The sequence below is a fragment of the Nocardia thailandica NBRC 100428 genome, assembly GCF_000308795.1.
Classification (GTDB): Bacteria; Actinomycetota; Actinomycetes; order Mycobacteriales; family Mycobacteriaceae; genus Nocardia; species Nocardia thailandica.
In genome coordinates, this window is the sequence record NZ_BAGK01000016.1 from 12,956 (window position 1) to 31,308 (window position 18,353).

The following is an 18,353-nucleotide window of genomic DNA, read 5'->3' on the forward strand; positions in this document are numbered from 1 at the left end:
TGTATAGCGCGGCCGTGTCCGGAGATGCCCGGTGTGTCTACCGACCGGTAGCTTGCTTCGGACGGAAACAGCAGGTCATGGGTCCGATGTACCGCCCGGTCGGGTTCCGTCACCGCTCGCGCCGCCGCCGCACCCGTACCAGGCGGCGCCCAGCCCCAGCACCACCAGCCCGCCGAGGACCGACCCGAGGGGGAGCGAGCAGGCGACGACCGCGCACCCCACCGCGCCCAGGATCGGGATCCAGCGCGCGGGCGCGCCCTCCGCGCGGGTGAGCGTCCCCGCCGACACGTTCGCCACCAGGTAGTACACCAGCACCGCGAACGACGAGAAGCCGATCGCCCCGCGCAGGTCGACCGTCGCCGCCACCACCGCGACCACCGCGCCGACGGCGAGTTCGGCCCGATGCGGCACCTGGAAGCGTGGATGTATCGCGGCGAGCGCGCCGGGCAGATGCCGGTCGCGTGCCATCGCGAGCGTGGTCCGCGAGACCCCGAGGACCAGGGCGAGCAGCGAGCCCGCCGCCGCCAGCACCGCGCCGACCCGCACCACCGGGGCGAGCCAGGCCGCGCCCGCGGCCTCGACGACCCGCACCAGCGGATCCGGCGCGCCCGCCAGGCCGCCCGCGCCCAGCGTCAGCAGCGCGGCGGCGGCGACCAGGGCGTACACGACGAGGGCGATGCCGAGCGCGAGCAGGATGGCCCGCGGGATCGTCCGTTCGGGCGCGCGCACCTCCTCGCCGAGCGTGGCGATCCGCGCGTAGCCCGCGAACGCGAAGAACAGCAGCCCGGCGCCCTGGAGGACCCCGTACACCCCGACCGGGGCGCCGAGTCCGGTCGCCCCCGCGTGCGAGCCCGCGAACCCGGCGACGACCACCGCGCCGAGGACGGCCAGCACGACCACGACGATCACCCGGGTCGCCAGCGCCGACTTCTGCACGCCGACATAGTTGATCGCGGTCACCGCGACCACGGCCACGACCGCCACCTCGTGCGCGTGCGCGGGCCAGGCGTAGCTCCCGACGGTCAGCGCCATCGCCGCGCACGAGGCACTCTTCCCGACGACGAATCCCCAGCCCGCGAGGTACCCCCAGAACGCGCCGAGCCGTTCGCGCCCGTAGACATACGTGCCGCCGGACACCGGGTAGCGGGCCGCGAGCCGGGCGGAGGACACCGCGTTGCAGTAGGCGACCACGGCCGCCACCGCCAGCGCGACCGGCAGCCACGGCCCGGCGGCTCCCGCGGCGGGCGCGAGCGCCGCGAACACGCCCGCCCCGATCATCGAGCCGAGTCCGATCACCACCGAGTCCCGCAGCCCGAGCCGCCGCGCCAGCTCCGTTCCCATCCCCTCATCCTCGGGCACCCGCCGCGATACCGCGACCGGGCCCGGACACGCGAAACGCCGCCCGGTGATGAGGGAACCCGGCGGCGTTTCACGTACAGGTGCCGACGCCCCACAAGCGCCTCTCGGCGAGTGGTCGCTCGTAGCGACAAAGGGTGCGGCCCGGGGCTGTTCGGGCGCCGACAGTGGGTTCAACGGAGGGGCCGGTGCGGATGTTCCTTGTGGAAAAGTGACGCTCGTTACGTTCCCGGTCGGCCTGGGCGACGGCGAGCGGATGTCGGTAGCCCTGCGTAAACTCCCTCTGTTCGGCCGAACGAGATACGAGGGGGAAGGCCGTGAACGATCCGGTGCTCACCGAGATGCTGGGTGCGCTCGAACGGAGTCCGGAGGTGCTCGCGCTGCGGGTGCGGGTGATCGAGCTGCTCGCCGAGCGCGGGCGCCACGCCGACGCGCTCGCCCACTGCGCCACCGCGCTGGCCCAGGACCCGCAGCAGCCGCGGGTGCACGAGCTGCTCCAGCAGTGCACGTCCGCGCTGACCGGCGGCGGGGTGCCGGTCCGGCCCGTCCCGGAACCTACCGCCGCCGCGCCGGAGGCCGCACCCGCGCCGCCGCGTGCGCCGACCGGGTTCGACTGGGCCGCCGCGGAGGAGCAGGTCGGTGACATCGTCGAGCCCGCCTTCGTCGGCGAGGAGCCCGCCGCGTTCGCGCTGGAGTCCGATGTCGGCAGGCTGACCCGCCCGCACGTCACGCTGGCCGACGTCGGCGGCATGACCGAGGTCAAACGCCAGCTCGACCTGACCCTGCTCGGCCCGATGCGGAATCCGGAGCTGGCCAAGGCCTTCGGCACCTCCGCGCGCGGCGGCCTGCTGCTGTACGGGCCGCCCGGCTGCGGCAAGACCTTCCTCGCCTCGGCCGTCGCCGGGGAACTCGGGGCGAGCTTCTTCCCGATCGAGCTGTCCGACATCCTCGACATCTATCTCGGCTCAGGCGAACGCAATCTGCACGAGGTCTTCGAGATGGCCCGCCGCAACGCCCCGTGCGTATTGTTCCTCGACGAGGTGGATGCGCTCGGGCACAAACGCAGCCAGATGTCGGGCTCGTCCGGGATGCGCAATGTGGTCAATCAGTTGCTGTCGGAGATGGATTCCGCCGTTCACAGCAACGACGGCGTCTACATCCTCGGCGCGACCAACCATCCCTGGGACCTGGACGTGGCGTTGCGCCGCCCCGGCCGGTTCGACCGCATGATCCTGGTGTCGCTGCCCGACGCGCAGGCGCGCGCCGAGATCCTGCGGCACCACCTGCGCGACCGGCCCGTGGCAGGCATCGATCTGCCGAAACTGGTGCGCCGCACCGAGGAATTCTCCGGCGCCGACCTCGCGCACGTCTGCACGACGGCGACGCAGCTGGCGATGGCCGATTCGCTGTCGTCGGGGACGGTCCGGCCGATCGGGATGGCTGACCTCGAGCAGGCGCTCGGGCGGATTCGGCCGAGCGCCGGGCCCTGGTTCGAATCCGCTCGCAATGTCGTCGAATTCGCCAATGCCGACGGCCAATACGACGAGCTCGCGGCCTATATGCGCCGAAGGAAGACGCGCTGAGGGTCCCGTGAGCGACAAGTTCGACCGGGCCGTCACACTCCTGGAGCTCGGCCGGGTGGACGAGGCCCGCGCGACCCTCGCCGAGGTGCTCGCGGCGGACCCGGAACACCTCGGCGCCGCCCGCCGGATGGCCGACCTGGCCCTCACCGAGAAGGAGTACGCGGTCGCCGTCGACTGGTCGGGTCGGGCACTGCGCGCCGACCCCGAGGACGACTGGTCGCTGCGCATCCGCGCCCTGGCACTGCTCGGCCTCGGTCAGCACCCGGCCGCCCTGAACACCGCGCTGGCGGCGGTCCGCAGCGACCCCGACCGGGCCGACAACCACCGGGTGCTCGCGCACGTGCACTGGGTTCTCGGCCGTACGGATCTGGCGCTGGCCTGTCTGGGTGAGGCGTTGGCGCTGGAACCGGACGACGCTCTCGTGCACGCCTCCTACGGCAACATCCTGGCGTCCTCGGATCGCTCCGCCGCGAGGGCGGCGTTCCGTGAGGCGCTGCGCCTGGAACCGGACAACGCGCGCTGGGCGCTGTCGGCGGCGGCGCTCGAGGCGGACCGCCGGCGTATCGGCCCCGGCCTGGACGGCATGATCGCCGCGGCGGCGATGGATCCCGAGCTGGGCCCGGCGGCGCGGGGGGAAGCGGCGAGGCTGCTGGCCCGGTCGCTGTACCGGTCCGTCGCGCTGATGTGGCTGATCCTCGTGCTCGCCGGGATCGTCACCCTCGTCGGCGGGTCGGCTGATGGCGCCGAGCCGGCGGCGAGGCCGAGCGCGCGGCCGACGCCCACGCTGGTACGGCTGGGCGAACCGGCGCCGACCAGTGCGCGTGCCCCGCGCGCGCCCCACACCGTCTGGGTGCCGGGTCCCGACGGCGTCCGCACGTCGTTCGTGCTGCCCCTCGACATCTACGACAGCCCGTTCACGGTGCCGCGGACTCCTGCGCCCGCGCCGACGACCCGTGCGGCACCGACCACCCGAGCGATCTCGGAGACCGCCGCTTCGCCCGCGTCCCCGCGCCGGACACCCGCCGCGGTTCTCCTGACGGTTCGTGTGCTGGTGGTCGGTGGTGTGACCGCGATCCTCGCCGTCCTGGCGGTGCGGTATCTGGGTGGTTCCCGGAGCAGGCGCGCGTTGGTGCGCAGCGCGTACGCCGAGTACGCGGCGGTGCGAACGAGCGCCTGGGTGTTCGCCGCGATCGTGCTGTTCGGGCTCGTCGTCGGGGTCGCCTGGCCGCAGATGTTGTTGTGCCCGCTGCTCGCGCTGGCCGGGCTGATCCTCCTGGGCAGCAGGGCCGGCCGAACGCGGAGCAGCGGGGCCTGACCGGCTCAGAAGTTGCTGAACCAGTACAGCAAAGTGGCCAGTACCCAGACGATCACAGTGGTCATGGTCGCTCCCCAAATAGTCGGTGCTTCCATCATCGCGCGGAACGGGCCGAGTCTTACAAGTTCTTGTTAAGAGCCTCTCGAGAGCGGGGCCGCACAGTAGTTCTCGACACCGGGGCAACCCGGAGCCGATCGCTCTCGAGGGGTGAGGGATCGGCTCCGGCCGGTCGGTGCAGACCGAGGTCGATGGCTCTTCCGGACGCTGAAGAACTTTCTCTGCCGAGGGTAACCAGCTGCGCGGGACGCACCACGTCGCCCGGGGTGTCGATGAGGGTGCCCGGTCTCCGGGCCGGTCTACGAGGGGTGGCCGGCCCGGCGATCGGGGTGAGGGTCACCGGGATCGGAGGTAGTCGACCCAGCCGCCGTGTTCGGTGATGTCGGTGGCGGCGACGGCGGCGTCGTAGGTACAGGCGAAACCGGTCACGGTGCGGCCGTCGGCGAGTTCGACGGCGGTCAGCGCCATGGGGGCGGGGAGCTCGGCGAGGAAGGTGCCGAGCCCGGCGGGGGAGACGCGGAAGAGTTCGCCGCGGATGGGTGCGCCGAGTCCGTCGCCGTGGCGGACCAGGCCGGGCTTGGGGGGCACGGTGTCGAGGGCGGTGAGCCGGTAGGCGTCGGTCGTGGTGATCGCGCCGGCGAACCGGGCGCCGAGGGCCTCGAGCTGCCAGTGCAGCGGCTGGCCGCGCAGGTGGGCGCCGAACACGGCGAGGTCGACGCCGGTGCCGACGAGCGTAGGGGGCTCGTCGGCACCGGTGATCCGGGCGGCCAGGTCGACCGCGACCTGGTCGCCGAACGTGGGGACGACGACCGTGACGCCGAAGGGCAGCCCGTCCGCGGTGGGGGCGCCGGGGACGGCGACCGCCGCGAGATCGAGCAGGTTGCAGAAGTTGGTGTAGGTGCCCATCCGCCGGTTGATGCCGACGGGGTCCTCGGCCACCGCCGCCAGGGTGGGGTGTTCGGTGGTGGTCGGCAGGAGGAGGCCGTCGACATCGGCGAGCAGTGCGCGGGCGGCGGCGCGGGCACGGGCGAGGGTGTCCAGATCGGCGGCGAAGGCGTGCGCGGGCAGGTCGCGCGCGGCGGCGATGATGGCGGCGACGGTCGGGTCGAGACCGTCGGGAGCGGTGTCGAGGAAGGCGCCGACGGCGGCGTAGCGCTCGGCGACGAGGGCGCCGTCGTAGAGCAGCCGGGCGGCGGCGAGCAGCCCCGAGATGTCGAGTTCGGTGACGGTGACGCCGCGGTCCCGCAGACTGTCGATGGTGGCGGCGAAGGCCGCGCGGTACGGCTCGCTCAGCGCGGTGAGGTCCTCGGCGCGGGGCACGGCGACGGTCGGCCGGGCGGGGGCGGCGAGGCGGACGTCGGCGGGCCAGCTGCGGCTGCGCGGATCGGCCGCGTCGGGGCCCGCCATGACCCGGGTCGCGGCGACGGCGGTCGGCAGGTCGGCGGCGAAGATCGTCACCGCGTCGAAGTCGGCGCAGGCCGGGACCACGCCGTCGGTCGGCACGATGCCGAGGGTGGTCTTGACGCCGACGATGCCGTGCAGGGCGGCCGGCACCCGGCCCGAGCCCGCGGTGTCGGTGCCGATCGCGATGTCGGCGATCCCGAGCGCGACCGCCACGGCCGACCCCGAACTGGAACCGCCGGAGACCAATTCGGGCCGCAACGCGTTCCGCACCGGGCCGTACGGGCTGCGGGTGCCGACCAGGCCGGTGGCGAACTGGTCGAGGTTGGTCTTGCCGAGCACCAGCGCGCCCGCCTCGACCAGCCGCCGCACGGCGGTCGCGGATTCGGCGGGCGTGTAGGCGAACGTGGGGCAGGCGGCCGTGGTCGGCAGCCCCGCGACGTCGACGTTGTCCTTGACCGCGAGCAGCAGGCCTGCCAGCGGCAGGTCCGCGCCCTCGGCCAGGCGCGCCTCGAGCGCCGCGGCGTCGGCGGTGACCTCCTCCCGCGAGCGCAGCGTGATCCACACTTCGGGACGATCCACCTCGGCGATGCGCGCGTACGCGGCGGCGACCCGGGCGGTCGGCGCGGCCGTGGCGGTGTCGAGTAGTCCTGCGGTCATGGTCAGTTGGCTCCGATCACTGCGAGGGGGGTTCCGGGTTCCACCTTGGCGCCCGGGGCGGTGAGGACCCGCAGGACGGTGCCGCCGTCCGGGGTGGTCACCGGGAGTTCGAGTTTCATGGCCTCCAGCACGGCGACGGTGTCGCCGGCGCGGAGTCGCTGTCCTTCCTGTGCTTCCACGCGCCAGACGTTGCCGGTCATCGGCGCCGAGACGACGGCGGAGCCGTCCGGGAGGCCCGAGAGCGGATCGTCGGCGGGCGCGGCGGGTTCGGGTTCGGCCGCGGTCCGTTCGAATTCGCCCGCGGCCTGCCAGGCAGCGCGCTCGGCGGCGAAGGCGGCGGACTGCCTTCCCTCGAAGGCCGCGATGGATTCGGCGTTGTCCGCGAGCAGGGCGAGGTGATCGGCGAGGGCGAAGGTGCCCTCGGTGACCTGCGCGTCGAACCGGCCCGCGGCGGCCGCCGCGCGGTACTCGAGCAACTGCTCCGGCTCGACCGGCTCCCACACGATGCGGTCGAAGAAGCGGAACAGCCACGGGGTGCCCGCCTCGAACGGCGCGCGCTGGCGGTACCCGGACCAGATCGGGACGGTGCGCCCGATCAGCTGGTAGCCGCCGGGCGAGGCCATGCCGTACACGCACAGGTACTTGCCGCCGATGCCGACCGCGTCCGAGGGCGTCCAGGTGCGCGCGGGATTGTATTTCGTGGTGACCAGCCGGTGCCGGGGATCGAGCGGGACGGCCAGCGGCGCACCGAGATACACGTCGCCGAGCCCGAGGACGAGGTACTCGGCGGCGAACACCGTGTCGCGGACCTCCTCGACGCTGTCGAGTCCGTTGATCCGCCGGATGAACTCGGTGTTGGACGGCAGCCAGGGCGCGGTGTCGCGGACACCGCTGCGATAGCGGTCGATGGCCTCGGCGATCGACGGGTCGTCGAAGGACAGCGGCAGCCGGACGGTGCGGCTGGCGACGACCAGGTCGCCGGTGGCGGGCAGCGCGTCCTCCAGCTCGGCGAGCGTGCCGAGCAGGCGGTACTGCGGCAGCACCTCGGGGTCGAAGTGGATGTGCAGGGAGCGGACGCCGGGGGTGACGTCGACTATGCCGGGGAGGCCGGTGTCGCGCAGGGCCTCCGACAGCGCGTGTACGCGCATGCGCAGGCCGAGGTCGAGGACCATCGGGCCGTACTCGACGAGGACGTTGTCGTCGCCGCCGCGCAGGTAGCGCACCTCCGGCCGGTCGCCGTCGGCCTCGCGCAGCCGCAGGATGCCCCGGTCGCGCAGGGCCACACCGAGTTCGGGGACCGCGGCCGCGGCGCGGGCGGACGGCACCCGCCGCAGGCGTTCGGCGCCCTTCTCGTCGACGGGCACGAACCGGATGGTGTCGCCGGGGCGCAGCTGGCCGAGCTTCCAGCGCTGCGCCGACACCACCGTCAGCGGGCAGGCGAAACCGCCGAGGCTCGGGCCGTCGGGACCGAGCAGGATCGGGGTGTCACCGGAGACGTTGAGGGCGCCGACGCTGTAGGGGTTGTCGTGCAGGTTGGACGGATGCAGGCCCGCGTCGCCGCCGTCGGCGCGCGACCACGACGGCTTCGGGCCGTCGAGCCGGATGCCGGTGCGGTTGGCGTGCGCCCCGACCCGCCACTCGGCCGCGTAGAACTGGCGCATGTCGTCGTCGGTGAAGTAGGCGGGCGCGGTCTGCGGGCCCTCGCCGACCGCGATCTGCCAGGCGTGGGTGAACGTGGGCCGCGACGCGGCGGGGACCGGCGCGACGGGCGCGCCGGGGTCGGGGAGCAGGCCGAGGACGTCCCCGGCGAGCAGCGCCCGTCCGGTGACACCGCCGAAGCCGCCGAGGGTGAACGTGGCCGCGCTGCCGTGGTAGAGCGGGGCGTCGATCCCGCCCGCGACGGCGAGGTAGGTGCGCAGGCCCGCGTCCGCCGGGGCGCCGATGTCGAGGACCGCGCCCGCGGGCACCGTGACCGGCGTCCACTGGGGGATCTCGGCGCCGTCGAGGGTGACCGGGGTCGGGGCGCCGGTCACACAGATCGTGGCCGCCGCGCCGAAACTCAGCCGGGGCCCCTGGAGGGTGCATTCCAGGCCGGGCGTGCCGGGCGCGTTGCCGACGGCGACGTTGGCCAGGGTGAACGACAGGTCGTCCATCGGGCCCGAGGGCGGGATACCGACCTCCCACAGGCCGAGCCGGCCTGGATGGTCCTGCACCGTTGTCATCGTGCCCGGCCGCAGGACCTCGACGCGGCGGGCGGGGACGCCGATGCCCGCCAGGGTGGAGGTGCTGTGCCCGGCGTCGAGCACCACCGGATCGGCGGCGGCGGCGCGCAACTGGGCCAGGTTGGTCTGGACGCCGTAGACGGCGGTCTCGCCCAGGGCCGAACTCAGCGCCGCGAAGGCCGAGGCCCGGTCGGGTCCGGTGGTGATGACCTTGGCGAGCATCGGGTCGTAGTAGGGGGACACCTCGGTGCCGGTGGCGATCCAGCCGTCCACCCGGGCGTCCGTGGGGAGGCGGGCCTCGGTGACCAGGCCCGCGCTGGGGCGGTAGTCCTGGGCGGGGTCCTCCGCGTAGACCCGCGCCTCGACCGCGCTGCCGCGCTGCGCCGGGCCGGTGCTCGGCAGGTCGTCGAGCATGGTGGCGTCGCCGCCGGCCAGGCGCAGCATCCAGGCCACCAGGTCGACCCCGGTGATCGCCTCGGTCACCGGATGTTCCACCTGCAGCCGGGTGTTCATCTCCAGGAACGACGCCTCGCCCCGGTCGATGTCGTAGACGAACTCGACCGTGCCGGCCGAGCGATAGTCCACCGACTGCGCCAGCAACCGCGAGGTCGCCAGGAGTTCGGTGGTGAGCGCCTCGGTGAGGCCCGGCGCGGGGGCCTCCTCCAGCACCTTCTGGTTGCGCCGCTGCAGCGAGCAGTCCCGGGTGCCCAGGCTCACCACCCGGCCGCGCCCGTCGCCGAACAGCTGCACCTCGACGTGGCGCGCCCGCGACACGAACCGCTCCAGGAAGACCCCGCCCGCACCGAAATTCGCCGCGGCCAGCCGCTGCACGCGGGTGTAGGCCGCCCGCACCTCGTCGGGCCCGTGACACGCCTGCATGCCGATGCCGCCGCCGCCACCGACGGCCTTGAGCATGACCGGGAAGCCGACCCGCTCCGCCTCGGCGACGGCATGGTCGGCCGAATCCAGCAGCGCCGAACCGGGAATCAGGGGCACGCCGACCGCGCGGGCCGCCTCGCGCGCGGTGTGCTTGTCGCCGAAGATCTTCAGCTGCTCCGGGGTCGGGCCGACGAACGCCAGGCCCGCCTCGGCGACCGCCGTCGCGAAGACCGTGTTCTCGGAGAGGAACCCGTAGCCGGGGTGGATGGCGCCCGCGCCGGTGGCCAGCGCGGCCTCGATCACCCGGTCCGCGCGCAGATAGGACTCCGCGGCGGGGCCGGGACCGAGCAGCACGGCCGTGTCGGCCGCCTCGACGTGGGGCGCGGCGGCGTCGGCCTCCGAATACACCGCGACGGTCTTCAGGCCCAGCAGGCGGGCGGAACGGATGATCCGGCAGGCGATCTCGCCGCGATTGGCGATCAGCACCGTGTCGAAGGAACTCATGTCACTCCAGGTATTCGGTTATTCGGCCATCGACATGGCGGCGAGAGCGCGGGAGATGCGTTCGAGCACCACATCGAGGGACTCCCCTATGTGCGTGCGCAGCAGCTGATAGCCGTTGGCCAGCTCGCCTGCCAGCACGGCGTCGAGAATCGCCAGGTGCTCGGAGATGGTGGTCTCGATGCGGTTGTTGACCATGAAGTCGTACATGCGGACGTGGCGGATCCGGGAGTTCACCGACAGCAGCGCGCGGACCAGCTCGGCGTTGCCCGCCGCGGTCAGCAGGGCGACGTGGAACTCCTCGTCGACCACCACGAAGCCCGGCTCCTGCTCCGGCGGGTCGGCCTGCAGGGCCAGCCAGCGTTCCCGCTCGGCCAGCAGCAGCTCCCGATCGTGGGACAGCGCCGGGTTGTTCATCACCCGAGCCAGACCGCCGAGTTCGAGGGTCAGCCGGAGCTCGTAGAGGTCGCGGATTCGCGGCACACTGGGACGGACCGGGCTGAAGCCGTACTCCTCGCGCTGGAGCAGCCCGTCCGAGCAGAGCATGGTCAGCGCCTCGCGCACCGGGGTGCGGGAGATCCCGAACCGCGCCGACACCTTGGGTTCGGTCAGCCGTTCACCGAAGGTGATCGTCCCGTTGACCAGTTCGCTGCGCAGCGTCGCGTAGACCACCTCGCGCAGCGGCCTCCCCGCACCCGCATCCTGTGTCTCCACCTGTGTCGACATGCCTGTATACGCTATTGGCCTGCGGTTTCACCGGGATGACCCAAAGTTATGAACAGGTAAGGGAGAACTCACAACTCACCTCACCGCCGGTGCCGCGCGTCCGCGAGCGCTATTCAACACAGCGCAACGCGCCTGATCATCGGCCGACACAAAGCGGGCGCACGCTGGGACCGAGCCCCGGTGCCCGGTCGACACGATCACTCCGCGGCGCGGGCCACCTCGGCGCACGCGGAGGATGGTCCCGGGTCCCGGGCGCTCACCGACCAGCCCGCGAGGAGGACACCCGCAGTGCTTTCGACCATCGTCCTGCTGCTCCTCGTCAGCGCCCTGCTCACCATCACCGCCGCCGCGATCTGGTGGCCCAACCCCGCCGAGCCCCGGCCCCGGAGGCAGCGCGGCAGGTGACGCCCCGGGTCGCCGACGGACGCCGGAAAAGAAGAAGACCCCCTGACCGAAGTCAGGGGGTCTTCATCGTGTCTCAACCACACGAGTCGGGGTGACAGGATTTGAACCTGCGACCTCTTCGTCCCGAACGAAGCGCGCTACCAAGCTGCGCCACACCCCGTGAGGCGAACCTGAAGTAGCTTACAACGCGGTGGGCCGAAACGTTAAACCGGCTGGTCAGCGGGGTATTCTGCGAGGTCGCGGTCGGCGGCGGGGCGCTTGGGCGGCGCGCCGACGAGAGTCAGCAGCGTGGCCTCGGGACGGCAGCAGAACCGGTAGGGCGCCCACGGCGAGGTGCCGATGCCCGCGGAGACGTGCAGCTGGGTGTGCTCGCCCCACTTGGACGCGCCCTTCACCCGCGACTTGTCGATGCCGCAGTTGGTCACCAGGGCGCCGTAGCCGGGCACCACGAGCTGGCCGCCGTGGGTGTGACCGGCGAGGACGAGGTCGTAGCCGTCCTCGGCGAAGCGGTCGAGCACGCGGGGCTCGGGGGAGTGGGTCAGGCCGATGCTCAGCTGCGCGAGCTGATTGGGGGCGCCCGCGACGGTCTCGTAGCGGTCGCGCTGCAGATGCGGGTCGTCGACGCCCGCGGTGGCGATGCGGATGCCCGCGACCTCGAGGTCGCGGCGCACGTGGGTCAGGTCGAGCCAGCCGCGTTCGGTGAACGCCGCGCGCAGATCCTGCCACGGCAACGGATCGCCGTAGACCCGCTTGTGGTCTTTCTTGAAATACTTCAGCGGATTCTTCGGGACCGGCGCGAAATAGTCGTTGGAACCGAAGACGAAAAGTCCCGGACGCGCGAGCAGTCCGCCCAGCGCCTGCACCACGGCGGGCACGGCTTTCTGATGCGAGAGATTGTCACCGGTATTGACGACGAGATCGGGTTCGAGCCGGTCCAGCTCGCGCAGCCACTGCTGCTTGAGCTGCTGGCCCGGCATCATGTGCAGGTCGCTGACGTGCAGAATGCGCAGCGTGGACGAGCCGGGAGCGAGCACCGGCAGGGTGGCTTCGCGCAGCACGAACGCGTTCCGTTCGATCAGCGTGGCGTAGCCGATTCCGGCGGCGGCGGCGCCGGCGGCTCCCAACGCGGTTCGGCGGGCAGCGGTCGTCGAGAAGGCTGGCATTTGCCCAGCATAGGCGACCCCCTGCCGGAATGCCCGGTGTGTTTCCGCACAAGGTCACCGGAATTCGCGCCGACCGGTGAAAATGTGATGGGAGTTCGCGGCCGCGAGGGGCTACCGTGAGCCACATGCCGGAACTGAAATCGCAACTGCGTGCGGACATGACCGCCGCGATGAAAGCCAAGGACACGCTGCGGCTGTCGACCCTGCGGATGCTGCTGGCCGCGATCCAGACCGCCGAGGTCTCGGGTGCCGCGGCCAAGGAGCTCTCCGACGCCGAGGTCGTCTCCGTGCTGCAGAAGGAAGCCAAGAAGCGCAACGAGGCGGCCACGGTCTACGACCAGGCCGGGCGCGGCGAGCTCGCGGCCAACGAGCGCGCCGAGGAAGCGATCATCGACGAGTACCTGCCGACCCAGCTCACCGAGGCCGAGGTGGCCGACGTCGCCGACACCGCCATCGCCCAGGTCGCCGAGGAGATCGGCGAGCGGCCGGGCATGAAGCAGATGGGGCAGGTCATGAAGGCCGCGACGGCGATCGCCGCGGGCAAGGCCGACGGGTCGCGGCTCTCGGCCGCCGTCCGGGCGAGGCTGTGACCGGTCCCGGACAGCGAACGGGGCGCCCGGTGGTTCACCGGGCGCCCCGTGTCGTCTAGTTCGGGATCGGGATAGGGATCGGTGGCAGGCGCGGGATCTGCGGCAGACCCGGGACCACCGGCGCGGGAGCGGACGGCGACGGCGGCGCCGACGGCGTCGGCACCCGGACGGTGCCGTCGCTGATGTAGATCGTCACCACCGAGCCCGGGATGGCCGAGCCGTTCGGTGAGCTGCCCATGACGGTGCCCTTGGCCTGGGAGCCGGGCGCGGTCACCGCGGTCACCTGGAAGCCGTGCGAGGACAGCGTCGAGGTGGCCTCGCCCTGCGACATGCCTGCGACGTCGGGCACCTGCGAGTTGTTCGCGCCGCGCACGTACTTGTCGTCGACCGGGGGCAGCCCGGGCGGGCCGTAGCGGTCGAGGGCGGGTTTGATCGCGTTGAACCAGGTCCGGGCGGGCTCGTTACCGCCGTAGAGATTGCCGTCGCCGCAGTTGCGCAGCGGGAACGAGCAGATCTCGCCGGGGGTCGGGCTGTCGCCGTAGACGTAGGTCGCCGCGGCCAGGCTGTTGGTGAAGCCGAGGAAGGCCGAGGAGCGGTGCGACTCGGTGGTGCCGGTCTTACCCGACATCGGGGCGTTCCAGCCCGCCGCGCGCGCCGCGCCCGCGGCGGTGCCGCTGACGTCGTCCTTGCTCATGGCGTTGGCCAGGGTGTTGGCCAGGCCGCTCTCGACGACCTGCTCGCAGGCCTGCTGGGTCAGCGGGACCGGCTTGCCCTGACGGTCGACGACCTCCTTGATCGGCGAGGGCGGGCACCACTTGCCGCCGGAGGCGAGGGTAGCGGCCACGTTCGACAGCTCGAGCGCGTTGATCGGGAACGGGCCGAGGGTGAACGAGCCCATGTTGTTGTTCTTGACGTGGTCGGCCAGGCTGGCGTTGCCGTGGCCGGAGGTGCCGGGGGTGGTGTAGGAGCGCATGCCCAGCCGCACCGCCATGTCCACCGCCGCGGTCACGCCGACGTCCTGGATCATCTTCACGAACGTGGTGTTCGGCGAGGTCGCCAGCGCGTCGGTCACCGACATCGACCCCGGGTAGGCGCCCGCGTTCTTGACGCACCACGAGTCGGCCGGGCAGCCGGGCGAGTTGGAGTAACCCATGCCGCGGGCGGCGTAGGTGCCGGGGACGTCGAGGACCGCGCTGATGCCGAGGCCCTTCTCCATCGCGGCCGCCGTGGTGAACAGCTTGAAGATCGAGCCCGCGCCGTCGCCCGCCATCGAGTACGGCTGGGCCAGCAGGGTCTCGTTGGCGTCGCGGTTGAGGCCGTAGGTGCGGCTGGACGCCATGGCGAGGACCGCGTGCGAGTCCTGGCCGGGGGCGACCACCGACATGACCTGGGCGATGTTGTCCAGATTGGGGTCGGCCGCCTCGGTGACCGAGCGCTTCACCGATTCCTGCAGCGCCGGGTCGAGGGTCGTGCGGATCAGGTAGCCGCCCTTGTCGACCTGCTCGCGGCTGATGCCCGCGTTGGCCAGGTACTGCAGGGCGTAGTCGCAGAAGAAGCCCTTGTCGTTGGCGGCGATGCAGCCGCGCGGCAGGCCCTGCGGCTTGGGCAGGACGCCGAGCGGCTCGGACTTGGCCTTGCGGAACTCCTCGGCGCGGCTCGGGATGTTCTGGATCAGGGTGTCGAGCACGGTGTTGCGGCGCGCGGTGACGCCCTCGACGTTGGTGTAGGGGTTCAGCTTGGAGCTGGACTGCACCATGCCGGCCAGCATGGCCGCCTGGGTCATGTTCAGGTCGGCGGCGTCGACGCCGAAGTAGGTCTTGGCCGCGTCCTGGATGCCGTAGGAGCCGTTGCCGAACGGGACGAGGTTCAGGTACCGCGTGAGGATCTCGTCCTTGGTCAGCTCGCGGTCCAGCGTCAGCGCCATCCGGATCTCGCGGATCTTGCGGGCCGGGGTGGTCTCGATCGCGGCGCGGCGCTCGGCGTCGGTCTTGGCGACGACGAGCAGCTGGAAGTTCTTGACGTACTGCTGGTCCAGGGTCGAGGCGCCCTGCTGGACCTCGCCGCTGGAGGTGTTGGTCAGGAAGGCGCGCAGGGTGCCCTGCCAGTCGACGCCCTTGTGGTCGGCGAAGCGCTTGTCCTCGATGGACACGATCGCCAGCTTCATGTTGTTGGCGATGCGATCACTGGGTACCTCGAAGCGCCGCTGCTCGTAGAGCCAGGCGATCGGGGCGCCGTTGGCGTCGACCATGGTCGACACGGCCGGCACCGTACCCTCCACGAGTTCGGCGGAGACGTTGTCGACGGCGTCGGCGGCCCGGTTGGAGACGAACCCGAAACCACCGGCCAGCGGGAACAACAGCCCGGCGACGAGCACGGCGGCCAGCGCGCAGCTGCCGGCCAATCTCGCGAGCGTATGAGTGATCGGCACGAGTTCAGCGTAAAGGGTGGCGCGGACGGGGTCGCGATTGTGCTCGCCGGGCGGGGCGGATCCGGCGTGGCCGCGAGGTTGCCTGGGCGTGTCAAGAAAATCCGCCGCTCGGCGTGTCGGGGGCGGGCGCGCCGGATGAGCAGCACCGCTGCGGGTCCGTGTCCGGATTTGAAGGGACGGTCGTACCAAAAAATCGGGGGCCGGTCTTGCGCAAGCCCCATACCTTTACCTAGATTGAGAACTCAGTGTGATAGAGCTAACACTCAAAGTGGAATGTGGTGCAGACCGCAGCGGAGGTTGGGTTGCTGCGATCTGCGCTCGCGATTCTGGAGCGCCGTACAACGGTGTTCGGACAGCAAAGGGGCACATCAAATGCACATCACAACCCCGATCGCTCGACTTGATGTAGAGCAGGCCGAAGCGCGGATCGCCTGGGTCGCCCAGGCGCGATGCAAGGAAGTGGACCCTGACCAGCTGTTCGTCCGAGGCGCCGCGCAGCGCAAGGCTGCGACGATCTGCCGGCACTGCCCGGTGCTGATGCAGTGCGGCGCCGACGCTCTCGACAATCGCGTGGAGTTCGGCGTGTGGGGCGGCATGACCGAACGCCAGCGCCGCGCGCTCCTCAAGCAGCATCCCGAAGTCACCTCCTGGGCGGACTTCTTCCAGGCCCAGCGGCAGCACCAGGTCGCCATCTAGCCTGCCGATACCACAAACGGCGCCGAGACTGCGGAGAACGCGGAATCGGCGCCGTTGTGGGGTGTTACGTGTTCGTTATCTATAGCCGTTGGGTGTGAATCGGGCTCTGGATTCTCACCCGGCGGCGACCGAGACGCCGGTCAGCTGATCGCCGACGGCGCGCAGGGCCGCCAGGTCGGAGACCTCGAACGGCAGGGCGGTCACCTGCACCAGGGGTACCCGCGGGTGGGCGCCGGTGAACCTCTGGAGCAGGCGCTGCTCCCGCCGCGAGGTCGACACCCGGTCGGCGTGGATCCGCAGCACCGCGGCGGTCAGCGGATCCTTCCCGGCGATCTGGTCGGCGGCGGCCAGCGCGTGGTCGGCGGGCAGCGCGGCGAGCACCGGATGCGTCCGGTTCAGCACCAGTCCCGCCAACGGCATCTTCTCCGTGGACAACCGGTCGACGAAGAACGACGCCTCGCGCAGCGCGTCCGGCTCGGCGGCCGCGACGACCAGGAAGTGCGTGCCGGGCTGGGACAGCATCCGGAAGGTCCGCTGCGCCCGCTCCTGGAAGCCGCCGAAGAGCGATTCGAGCGACTGCAGGAACACCGAGGCGTCCTTGAGCATCTGGCCGCCGACGATCGTGGACACCCCACGCATCGCCAGGCTCATCGCGCCGGTCACCAGCCGGCCGACCCCGCGGCCGGGGGCCATGATCAGCCGGATCATCTTGCCGTCGAGGAACGTGCCGAGCCGCTTGGGCGCGTCGAGGAAGTCCAGCGCGTTGCGCGAGGGCGGGGTGTCGACCACGATCAGGTCCCACTCCTTGCGCGCGGCCAGCTGGCCCAGCTTCTCCATCGCCATGTACTCCTGCGTCCCGCCGAACGAGGAGGCCACGGTCTGATAGATGGGGTTGGCGAAGATCTGCTCCGCCTTCTCCGGCGTGGTGTGCTCGAGCACCATGTCGTCGAAGGTGCGGCGCATGTTCAGCATCATCGCGTGCAGCTCGCCGGGCACCCCGGGACCCAGGTCGACCCGCTGCGGCGCGTTGTCCAGGTCGGCGACGCCGAGCGACTGGGCGAGGCGGCGGGCCGGATCGATGGTCAGCACCACGACCTTGCGGCCGGACTCGGCCGCGCGCAGCGCGATCGCCGCGGCGGTGGTCGTCTTGCCGACGCCGCCGGAACCGCAGCAGACCACGACACGGGCGGTCGGGTCGGCGATGATGCCGGAGAGGTCGAGGGCGGGGGTCCGCGGCTGCTCGGTCATCGCACTCCCTGCGCGGATAGCTTCTCGGCCAGTTCGTAGAGGCCGCCCAGATCCATCCCGTCGGACAGCGCGGGCAGGTACAGCTGGGGGACGTCGACGCGGGAGAGTTCCTCGGCGCTCTCGTCCTGGGCGGCCAGCATCACCGCGTGGTCCATGGTCTCGCTGAGCAGGCCGGCCAGCTCGGCCGCCGAGACGTCGAGGCCCGCCTCGGCCAGGCCGCTCTCGATCATGGCCGGGTTCAGGTCACCGGCGACGGCCGCGGCCCGCTGCTCGGGCGTCAGCTGGCCGGTCGCCGCCCGGTTGACGATGACCGTGCCGACCCGCAGGTCCGCGGCGGTCAGCTCGGCGATGGCGTCGGCGGTCTCCTGCACCGGCAGCGCCTCGAGCAGCGTGACCAGGTGGATCATCGTCTGATCGGAGTGCAGCAGCGCGGAGACGCTCTCGGCCTGGCCCGCGATGGGGCCGCCCTTGGCGATCTCGGCCATCGCCTTGGTGACGTCGAGGAAGCTGCCGATCCGGCCGGTGGGCGGGGCGTCGACGACGATGTCGTCGTAGACCCGCGCGCCCTTGGCGTCGGTGCGGACCGCGCACTCCTTGATCTTGCCGGTGAGGATCACGTCCCGCAGGCCGGGCGCGATGGTGGTGACGAACTCGATCGCCCCCATCCGGCGCATGGCCCGCCCGGCGAAGCCGAGGTTGTAGAACATGTCCAGGTACTCCAGGAACGCGTGCTCGATGTCCATGGCCAGCGCCCAGACCTCGCCGCCACCGTCGGCGGTGGCGATGCGAGTCTCGGTCGGGGGCAGCGGCGGCAGGTCGAAGAGCTGCGCGATGGACTGACGGCTCTCGACCTCGACCAGCAGCACCCGGCGTCCGCCGGCGGCCAGCGCGAGGGCGAGGGCCGCCGAGACCGTGGACTTTCCGGTACCCCCCTTGCCGGACACGTAGTGCAAGCGCGCGGTGACGGCGCGCTCCGGCCACCCGGTAGCCGGCGCGTGCGCCGACGAATCCGGCTCTGCTGTTGGTACTCCCACGCCACCGAGCCTATAACCCGTACCGGAATGACCGTTCACGGATCACCGGAGCCGCTCCGAACGTCACATCCGGTGCCCCTAGACTTTGC

At 71.7% G+C, this 18,353-nt stretch carries 12 protein-coding genes and 1 tRNA gene; 4 read left to right on the top strand and 9 right to left on the bottom strand.

Features of this window, described 5'->3' with window-relative positions; genetic code table 11:
* Positions 1-75: 75 nt before the first annotated feature.
* A complete protein-coding gene (locus ON36_RS01510; protein ID WP_052313533.1) occupies positions 76-1,341 on the bottom strand; it encodes an APC family permease in 1,266 nt (421 codons plus the stop codon).
* A gap of 356 nt (positions 1,342-1,697) precedes the next feature.
* Here ON36_RS01510 and ON36_RS01515 point away from each other — a divergent pair, with 356 nt between their 5' ends.
* Both ON36_RS01515 and ON36_RS01520 read left to right on the top strand, forming a co-directional pair.
* Positions 1,698-2,939 (top strand): AAA family ATPase, encoded by a 1,242-nt coding sequence (locus ON36_RS01515; protein ID WP_043646940.1) that lies wholly within the window; start codon positions 1,698-1,700, stop codon positions 2,937-2,939.
* A gap of 7 nt (positions 2,940-2,946) precedes the next feature.
* Positions 2,947-4,254, top strand: coding sequence for a tetratricopeptide repeat protein (locus tag ON36_RS01520; RefSeq protein ID WP_043646879.1), 1,308 nt, complete (start codon positions 2,947-2,949; stop codon positions 4,252-4,254).
* Between the two features lie 393 nt (positions 4,255-4,647).
* On the opposite strand, the gene atzF is transcribed toward ON36_RS01520, so the two are convergent.
* The 5 genes from atzF to ON36_RS01545 all read right to left on the bottom strand — a co-directional run bounded on the left by atzF (position 4,648) and on the right by ON36_RS01545 (position 12,268).
* Positions 4,648-6,372 carry an allophanate hydrolase gene (gene atzF, locus ON36_RS01525; RefSeq protein WP_043646880.1) on the bottom strand — a complete coding sequence of 575 codons (1,725 nt, stop codon included), beginning with the start codon at positions 6,370-6,372 and terminating at the stop codon, positions 4,648-4,650.
* Between the two features lie 2 nt (positions 6,373-6,374).
* Positions 6,375-9,977 (bottom strand): urea carboxylase, encoded by a 3,603-nt coding sequence (gene uca, locus ON36_RS01530; protein ID WP_043646885.1) that lies wholly within the window; start codon positions 9,975-9,977, stop codon positions 6,375-6,377.
* A gap of 18 nt (positions 9,978-9,995) precedes the next feature.
* Positions 9,996-10,700 carry a GntR family transcriptional regulator gene (locus ON36_RS01535; protein WP_043646889.1) on the bottom strand — a complete coding sequence of 235 codons (705 nt, stop codon included), beginning with the start codon at positions 10,698-10,700 and terminating at the stop codon, positions 9,996-9,998.
* A 491-nt stretch (positions 10,701-11,191) separates the two neighbouring features.
* A tRNA-Pro gene (locus ON36_RS01540) sits at positions 11,192-11,265 on the bottom strand.
* A gap of 43 nt (positions 11,266-11,308) precedes the next feature.
* On the bottom strand, positions 11,309-12,268 hold the full coding sequence (locus tag ON36_RS01545) for a metallophosphoesterase (RefSeq protein ID WP_043646892.1): 960 nt from the start codon (positions 12,266-12,268) through the stop codon (positions 11,309-11,311).
* Positions 12,269-12,393: 125 nt separating this feature from the next.
* Between ON36_RS01545 and ON36_RS01550 the strand changes: the two genes are divergently transcribed.
* Positions 12,394-12,858 (top strand): GatB/YqeY domain-containing protein, encoded by a 465-nt coding sequence (locus ON36_RS01550; protein WP_043646893.1) that lies wholly within the window; start codon positions 12,394-12,396, stop codon positions 12,856-12,858.
* A gap of 55 nt (positions 12,859-12,913) precedes the next feature.
* Here the strand turns inward: ON36_RS01550 and ON36_RS01555 are convergent, their stop codons facing one another.
* Positions 12,914-15,286 carry a penicillin-binding protein gene (locus ON36_RS01555; protein WP_043646896.1) on the bottom strand — a complete coding sequence of 791 codons (2,373 nt, stop codon included), beginning with the start codon at positions 15,284-15,286 and terminating at the stop codon, positions 12,914-12,916.
* Between the two features lie 372 nt (positions 15,287-15,658).
* Here ON36_RS01555 and ON36_RS01560 point away from each other — a divergent pair, with 372 nt between their 5' ends.
* Positions 15,659-15,982 (top strand): WhiB family transcriptional regulator, encoded by a 324-nt coding sequence (locus ON36_RS01560; RefSeq protein ID WP_043646898.1) that lies wholly within the window; start codon positions 15,659-15,661, stop codon positions 15,980-15,982.
* 114 nt (positions 15,983-16,096) lie between these two features.
* Here ON36_RS01560 and bagB read toward each other — a convergent pair whose 3' ends face one another.
* On the bottom strand, positions 16,097-17,230 hold the full coding sequence (gene bagB / locus ON36_RS01565; RefSeq protein ID WP_043646901.1) for an ATPase BagB: 1,134 nt from the start codon (positions 17,228-17,230) through the stop codon (positions 16,097-16,099).
* Positions 17,227-18,264, bottom strand: coding sequence for an ATPase BagA (gene bagA, locus ON36_RS01570; RefSeq protein ID WP_052313534.1), 1,038 nt, complete (start codon positions 18,262-18,264; stop codon positions 17,227-17,229). The genes bagB and bagA overlap by 4 nt, the downstream gene beginning before the upstream one ends.
* Positions 18,265-18,353 lie beyond the last annotated feature (89 nt).

Excerpts from the sequence above, each read along its gene's own strand:
- ON36_RS01535 (WP_043646889.1), bottom strand. The coding sequence starts at position 10,700 with ATGTCGACACAGGTGGAGACACAGGATGCGGGTGCGGGGAGGCCGCTG.
- ON36_RS01510 (WP_052313533.1), bottom strand. The coding sequence starts at position 1,341 with ATGGGAACGGAGCTGGCGCGGCGGCTCGGGCTGCGGGACTCGGTGGTG.
- bagB (WP_043646901.1), bottom strand. The coding sequence starts at position 17,230 with ATGACCGAGCAGCCGCGGACCCCCGCCCTCGACCTCTCCGGCATCATC.
- uca (WP_043646885.1), bottom strand. The coding sequence starts at position 9,977 with ATGAGTTCCTTCGACACGGTGCTGATCGCCAATCGCGGCGAGATCGCC.
- ON36_RS01550 (WP_043646893.1), top strand. The coding sequence starts at position 12,394 with ATGCCGGAACTGAAATCGCAACTGCGTGCGGACATGACCGCCGCGATG.
- ON36_RS01515 (WP_043646940.1), top strand. The coding sequence starts at position 1,698 with ATGCTGGGTGCGCTCGAACGGAGTCCGGAGGTGCTCGCGCTGCGGGTG.
- ON36_RS01560 (WP_043646898.1), top strand. The coding sequence starts at position 15,659 with ATGCACATCACAACCCCGATCGCTCGACTTGATGTAGAGCAGGCCGAA.
- atzF (WP_043646880.1), bottom strand. The coding sequence starts at position 6,372 with ATGACCGCAGGACTACTCGACACCGCCACGGCCGCGCCGACCGCCCGG.
- ON36_RS01545 (WP_043646892.1), bottom strand. The coding sequence starts at position 12,268 with ATGCCAGCCTTCTCGACGACCGCTGCCCGCCGAACCGCGTTGGGAGCC.